This is a genomic window from Vibrio sp. WZ-1, assembly GCF_052037695.1.
GTDB lineage: Bacteria > Pseudomonadota > Gammaproteobacteria > Enterobacterales > Vibrionaceae > Vibrio.
Genome location: NZ_JBQEQR010000061.1, coordinates 150,171 through 157,671 on the forward strand (window position 1 = coordinate 150,171; position 7,501 = coordinate 157,671).

Here is a 7,501-nt window from a genome sequence, read left to right on the forward strand (position 1 = left end):
AAGTAATGTATGGCTGGAATAAAGAAAAACATTTGGACTCTTTACCTAATACTGTTAGCGGCTAGTGTCGGCTTATTTCTCTTATTTGGCCATTATCATTACCAATCAAACTTAAACAAGTACAAAGACAAACAGCTACTCCAGCTGGAACTGTTCTCCAACTCCGTCGAGTCGCTTTTAAAAGGGCAAGAATCATTACTTGAGGTCGTAGGTCATCAGCTTGTTCACCAAAATGATTTTACTCGAACCGCTGCGCTTCAAATTCGCCCAATATTAGACAACTTACTTAAAATCCACCCGGTAATTGCAGCGTTCGGATTAACCAACCCGAATGGCGACTATTTAGCAGTCAGCTCAAACCTCAATTTATCAAAGCTCCAAAACCTTAAAAAAGACCCTCTCACACAAAGTACGTTCATGGAAGCAGTGAGTTCAAAAAGAATGATTCTTGGCAGAACCTATTTTATGCCTGCACTTGACTCTCTGGTTATTCCAATAAGAAAAGCCATTCGAGATAGCAGAGGTAATACACTTGCCGTCATGACGGCAGGATTAAAAATGAACTCCACACTGGTTTTTCGAAGTGATGTTCATGCCCATCAGCATAATCAAGTAAGCTTAATACGTGAGGACGGCTACCTCATGTTCACTTCTTCAGCGGGAGCTTCTTACAGAAATTATCAACAACCAGTAACGACCTCGAACCAAAAAATTCTAAAATCTTTATTTGAAAAAGAGCTAGGCTTAACCCCGGAGCAAGTAAGAACATCAGATAAGACATACAATATCGTTAGCTCCGATCCAAAAGTAGACAAGCTCATCACTCTAAAATATCTACCGGACTACTCTTTATGGGCGATTTCTTCCACTAGCCTTAGCTATATTCAAAGTACTTTTTTAGAGCAGTTTACGCTATATTTTTTGGTCTTCATCTTAATTCAAGCGGGCTTCTATGCTCTTGTTAAATCAATTGCAAACAACGAGTTAGCTACTAGACAACAACTATATTTCCAGGCAACGCATGACACACTGACAGCGCTGCCTAATAGAGAATACCTGAGAAATAATATTCATAAATGGACCGATGACAAAGCCGAGCCTTTCGCTCTCCTCTTTGTTGATATGGATAATTTCAAATCAGTCAATGACACTCATGGCCATGAGTTTGGTGATCTTATTTTGAAACAAATTGCTATACGACTCAAACACTTCGGTTCTCATGGTCGCCTGATTGTTCGGGAGGCCAGTGATGAGTTCATTATTCTGACTAAAGCAATCGATGATGAGCAATTGAGACGATTTGCTCGCGAATTGATTATGACTTTGTCGCAACCCTATGCCGTTGCAGACAATCAATTCTTATTGAGTAGTAGTATAGGGATTGCCCGCTACCCAGCTCATGGTCAAGACTTAGATGCTCTACTACTGTCTGCTGATATCGCGATGTACAAGGCAAAGCAAGAAAGAAATGCTTATTGCCTATTCAATGAAGAAATGCAGGCACAACACCTAAGAAAAATGAGGATTGAGCAACGACTTCGGGTTGCCGTAGAGCATCGAGATATATTTATGGTGTATCAACCTCAACTGTGTAAGCAAGGTAAAGTATATGGTGCAGAAGCATTGGTACGCTGGATTGATGATGAACTTGGTTTTGTGCCACCAAATGAATTTATTCCTGTTGCAGAAAGCTCTGGGTTAATGGTTAGATTAGGCAGACTGATTCTAGAAAAAAGCATCGAAGATATCGCCAGCTTATACACAAATGTAGAGCAACCAATTCGCATATCGGTAAATATATCGGTCAAACAATTTCTACAAAGAGACTTCATTGAACACCTAGTATCAACACTTAATACTCACAATGTGTCTAGTCACGTTATAACACTTGAGATTACAGAAAACTTATTTATTGAAGATCTAGATAAGTTTTCACCCATCTGTCAGCAATTACACTTGATGGGTTTCCAAATATCGCTTGACGACTTTGGTACCGGTTACTCTTCTTTGAGTATGCTTAAAGCCTTGCCAATTGATGAGCTGAAAATTGACAAAAGCTTCATCGACAACATTGAAACTGATGAGAAAGCGCTCAACATGGCAAAAAACATCATCGATATTGGCAAAAACTTTGGTATGACAGTACTCGCCGAAGGTGTCGAAACCTTAAAACAGCAAGAAAAACTAACCCAATGTGGGTGCGATTTGTATCAAGGGTATCTTTTTTCAAAACCAATACCAATTGATGAGTTAGAGAGCTATGTAATGCAAAACCAAAAAACAAAAGAAGCCGCCATATAGGCAGCTTCTGCTCGGCTTGAAGTACTGTTCTAGTTTTGCATTTCCTTATACATTACTTCAACAAGCTCGCCTTTCGGGTCACCTGATAACTCCCACGTAAAGATACCGCCAAGATTAGTTTGCTTCGCCCAATCTGCTTTGGCTTTGATAGAACGTTTATCTTCAAATGAGATGAACACTTTCTTGTCTGGGTTCCATAAGTAAGGGGCTTGAGACTGTTCATCGTACTTATATTGGTAACCTTGTTTTTCGCTGTAGTTCTTCATAAGGTCCCAGAACATGAAGTAGCCATTTTCACCAGTACCAAACTGCGCGCCTTGTTCAGAAACTAGGTCTTGCGTTGGTAGGTCGCCAGAGAAGTCTTTAGTTCCTTGCCAACCGCGACCATAAAACGCAGCGCCAATCACCAATTTTTCGCTCGGAATACCCAGCTCAATCATTTGATTAATGAACACGTCAGCGCCCATGCCCCACCAACTGCGGTCAGTGGCATGCAAGTTTGTTGTGTGCCCTGTTTGTTGTCCCCAGCCGCCAAGGAAGTCATACGTCATGGCAAACATATTGGTTAAGTAAGGCTGGGCAGCTTTCCAGTCAATGCCCGCGGCTTTTGGACCGACACCCACCGCTGTTGAAAGCTCATACTCGCGCTTGGTCTTTTTCGCTAGAGCATCTAGATCACCACGCATGGTTTTAACGAGATAAGTGAAAGCGTCGCGCTCTATAGCTTTCTGCTCATCCGTAAGCTTGGTATCTGGATTCCAAGGCGAAGTCGTTAAGCCGCCGCCACCTGGGTATTCCCAATCCAAATCTATACCATCAAAGAAATCGTACTTTGCAATCAACTCGACAGCCGTTTTAGAGAACTGATCCATTGCTTGCTGGTTTTTAGCCATCGCGTGGAAAGGCTCTGACATGGTCCAGCCACCAAAAGAAGGGAGAATTTTTAGATCAGGATGTTGCTTCTTAAGCTCGGCGAGTTGAGCGAAGTGTCCTTTATATGGCACATCAACAGAAACAGGACCAAAGTCTTTCTCAAGTGCAGCCTCGGTATCAACCAGAATCGCGGTATACGGTTCTTTACCTTCACATTGCTTAGCAACTAACTTTTGAACCGTCTCAGATGCGCCAGAATGAGGACCACACATGCTCAAAAACGCGTAGATAACATGAGTCAGGTTATCAGCGGGAATATCTTTTACCGTATAAGGATTGTCTGCGTTTGCGTACTGCCAATCAGCAAAATAGCCTGCTACGACTTTTTGCTCGGCTTGTGCCATGCCCGTTAACCCCGTAAACAATGCAGCTGCGAGAAGTGTCTTTTTCATAATTTCCTCCAGAGTAATTAACTACAAATTACTCCTGAGGAATATTTTTAACTTGGAAACGAAATCAGGCTGCGAGTCATTTATAAATCCGCGCAGCCAGATTACATTAGTTGCATATTATTTGTGCTAAAGCTCTGATGTACTGTTGCCGTGCATCTGTTCATCCAAGTTAAGAACCGTAAGCGCATTACTAACGCTAGTCGCGATCACATCTATTGCACCAGTTCTTAATGCACCAAGCAGCGCCAACGGTTTGCTATTTTCCGCTGCAATCGCAATCACCTCGGCAATCGGACGAAACTCTTCAATACCTAGGCCAATCACTCGGTCACTCATCACCGTGTTGGCTACGTTACCGTGAATATCGAAGAAGTCATAGCCAGCAAAGTCCCCTACGACACCTTGCATCAATCTAGATTGCACAACTTCATCTGGCGTGAACCACCCTAGGTCGACCATATAGCTGTTTTCACTCATATCACCGATACCAACAAGAGCGACATCCGCTTTGCGCGCCAAGTCCAGAGTTTGCTTAACGGTAGCGTTTTGCATAAAGGCGACCTTCTGCTCTCGGTTTTCAGCATAGGCAGGCGCGTATAGGGTTTCTGATGTGCCGCCGTATTTCTTGGCGAATTGTCGGCAAATGTGATCCGCGTTGAACATACCGCCACGAGGGTGAATCCCGCCGATACCGCATACAAACTTACAATCGCGCGGCGTAATAACACCAATGTGGTGAGCCACAGAAGATACGTTACGCCCTTGTCCAACCGTTACCACCATGCCGTTTTTTAGGGTGCTAGTGAGGTAGTTAGAAACCAACCCAGAAACTTGTAAGCGTTGTGCTTCCTCGTTGGGTTGATCTAATGCCACCAGCGCACGTTTCACACCAAAGCGCTCAATGAGACGTTGCTCGATCTTGGCACTGAATACCGGGTGATATTTTACGGTAATTTCAACAATGCCTTCATCACGAGCTTGTTTAAGCATTCGCCCAACTTTGGCACGTGATATGGAAAACTTTCTAGATATCTCTTCCTGTGTAGCACCGTCTTGATAGTAGGCAACGGAAATCTCCGTTAATAAGTCCGTGCTTTCAATAGAAATATCTTGGTTTGAACTGCTCATGGTTTTTCTCGCCCTTTTAGAGGATCGACATTGTATGCATTAGTGAGCATCCGCTCATTGACTTAGCATATGTTCCTTTTCAATTTAACTGCTACATTTGCTCAGCGCAATGACATTTTCTCACACTATGTTTTGATGTTTTTTGTGAGCGCTCAAGCCTTGAGCAATAAGGGCAAACGTTTATTTGGATTGCAGACTGAGCGAACAGTAAAAAAACGTTGATGGAGCTCACTTAAAGTCAGTTTCTACGATTGACATTCCACCTAGATAAGATAAATATGGACACATCATTTACTCAGCTACCGATCAAATGTTCATGACAAATGTTCGGTGCCGAAATTTTCCGTAGTTGGCTGGGAAGATGTCTCGTTAATTATGATGAGACGATTAGCCGACACGCTTGCAAATGCACAAGTTGTGGTTCTAAAAACCACACTTAAGCCCATTTATATAGGATGATCGATTATGAGCAACAAGTTAGAGCAACTTCGTAAACTAACAACTGTAGTAGCAGACACTGGCGAAATTGATGCTATCAAGAAATACCAACCAGAAGACGCAACAACGAACCCATCTCTTATCCTTAAAGCAGCTCAAATCGAAGAGTATGCACCTCTAATCGACGCTTCTATTGAATACGCAAAAGCACAAAGCTCAGATAAAGCACAGCAAGTTCAAGACACTTGTGACATGCTTGCAGTGAATATCGGTAAAGAAATCCTAAAAACTATTCCAGGCCGTATCTCTACAGAAGTAGACGCTCGTCTATCTTACGACATGGAAGGCAGCGTAGCGAAAGCACGCCAACTAGTGAAGATGTACAACGATGCAGGCATCACTAACGACCGCATCCTTATCAAACTAGCTTCGACTTGGGAAGGTATCCGCGCAGCTGAGATCCTAGAAAAAGAAGGCATCAACTGTAACCTAACGCTTCTATTCTCATTCGCTCAGGCTCGTGCTTGTGCTGAAGCTGGCGTATTCCTAATTTCTCCATTCGTTGGTCGTATCATGGACTGGTACAAAGCGAAAGAAGGTCGTGACTTCGAAGCTCAAGAAGATCCAGGCGTAGTATCAGTTACAACAATCTACAACTACTACAAAGAATACGGCTACAACACAGTAGTTATGGGCGCAAGCTTCCGTAACATCGGCGAGATCCTAGAACTTGCAGGTTGTGACCGTCTGACTATCGCTCCTGCTCTACTTGCAGAGCTTGAAGCCGCGGAAGGCGAAGTTGTAGAGAAACTGGTTGACTCTAAAGGTGCTAAAGCGCGTCCAACAGCGATGTCTCACGCTGAGTTCCTATGGGAACACAACCAAGATGCAATGGCTGTTGAGAAGCTAGCTGAAGGTATCCGTAACTTCGCTGTTGACCAAGGTAAACTAGAAGCAATGATCGAAGCTAAGCTTTAATTGCTTACCAAAAGCGAGTAGCCAGTCTACTCGCTTTTAGCATCAGCGTTTTACTCAAAAAATTCTATTTGAACTGGTTTCGACGAGTTCCCTCTATTTAAATCAAATATCGAGAAGTAAATACTATGGATCGTAAATATCTAGCTAATGCAATCCGTGCACTAAGCATGGACGGTGTTCAACAAGCTAACTCTGGTCACCCAGGTGCACCTATGGGTATGGCTGACATCGCTGAAGTTCTTTGGCGTTCTCACCTAAACCACAACCCATCAAACCCTGAGTGGGCTGATCGCGACCGTTTCGTACTGTCTAACGGTCACGGCTCTATGCTGATCTACTCTCTACTGCACCTAGCAGGCTACGAGCTATCTATCGACGATCTTAAGAACTTCCGTCAACTTCACTCTAAGACTCCGGGTCACCCAGAGTACGGCTATGCACCAGGTATCGAAACAACGACTGGTCCTTTAGGTCAAGGTATTACTAACGCTGTTGGTATGGCAATGGCTGAGAAAGCACTAGCAGCTCAGTTCAACAAAGAAGGCCACGACATCGTAGACCACTTCACTTACGTGTTCATGGGCGACGGCTGTCTAATGGAAGGTATTTCGCACGAGGCATGTTCTCTTGCTGGTACACTAGGTCTAGGCAAACTGATCGCATTCTGGGATGACAACGGCATCTCAATCGACGGTCACGTTGAAGGCTGGTTCTCTGACGACACGCCTAAGCGTTTTGAATCTTACGGCTGGCACGTAATTCCAGCAGTAGACGGTCACGATGCTGAAGCAATCAACGCAGCAATCATCGCTGCAAAAGCTGACCCACGCCCTACTCTTATTTGTACTAAGACTATCATCGGTTTTGGTTCTCCAAACAAATCTGGTTCACACGACTGTCACGGTGCGCCACTAGGTGCTGAAGAAATTGCAGCAACACGTAAAGAACTAGGTTGGGAGCACGGTCCTTTTGAAATTCCGCAGGAAGTCTACGCAGAATGGTCAGCGAAAGAAGCAGGCGCAGCTAAGGAAGCAGCGTGGGACGAGAAATTTGCAGCTTATGAAGCAGCGCACCCTGAGCTGGCAGCTGAATTCAAACGCCGCGTAAACGGTGATCTACCGGCGGAATGGGAAGAAAAAGCAAACCAAATCATTGCTGACCTTCAAGCAAACCCAGCGAACATCGCATCACGTAAAGCATCTCAAAACGCACTAGAAGCGTTTGGTCAAATGCTTCCAGAATTCATGGGCGGCTCTGCTGACCTAGCGCCTTCTAACCTAACTATGTGGTCTGGTTCTAAGTCTCTAGAAGCGAACGACTTCTCTGGTAAC

At 44.1% G+C, this 7,501-nt stretch carries 5 protein-coding genes; 3 read left to right on the top strand and 2 right to left on the bottom strand.

What is annotated here, in order from left to right:
* Positions 1-9: 9 nt before the first annotated feature.
* Entirely contained in the window at positions 10-2,301 is a 2,292-nt protein-coding gene (locus ACTS60_RS06650) for a bifunctional diguanylate cyclase/phosphodiesterase (protein ID WP_440887597.1), read from the top strand.
* Positions 2,302-2,330: 29 nt separating this feature from the next.
* Here ACTS60_RS06650 and ACTS60_RS06655 read toward each other — a convergent pair whose 3' ends face one another.
* Together ACTS60_RS06655 and ACTS60_RS06660 are read right to left on the bottom strand one after the other, a co-directional pair.
* The gene (locus ACTS60_RS06655) at positions 2,331-3,626 is read right to left on the bottom strand and encodes a glycoside hydrolase family 18 protein (RefSeq protein WP_440887598.1); all 1,296 of its coding nucleotides are present in this window, start codon (positions 3,624-3,626) and stop codon (positions 2,331-2,333) included.
* A gap of 126 nt (positions 3,627-3,752) precedes the next feature.
* On the bottom strand, positions 3,753-4,754 hold the full coding sequence (locus tag ACTS60_RS06660; RefSeq protein WP_440887599.1) for a sugar-binding transcriptional regulator: 1,002 nt from the start codon (positions 4,752-4,754) through the stop codon (positions 3,753-3,755).
* Positions 4,755-5,219: 465 nt separating this feature from the next.
* Here ACTS60_RS06660 and tal point away from each other — a divergent pair, with 465 nt between their 5' ends.
* Together tal and ACTS60_RS06670 are read left to right on the top strand one after the other, a co-directional pair.
* Positions 5,220-6,170, top strand: a complete 951-nt coding sequence (gene tal, locus ACTS60_RS06665; RefSeq protein WP_440887600.1) for a transaldolase — start codon at positions 5,220-5,222, stop codon at positions 6,168-6,170.
* A gap of 125 nt (positions 6,171-6,295) precedes the next feature.
* On the top strand, positions 6,296-7,501 hold a 1,206-nt coding region (locus ACTS60_RS06670), incomplete at its 3' end, for a transketolase family protein (protein WP_440887601.1).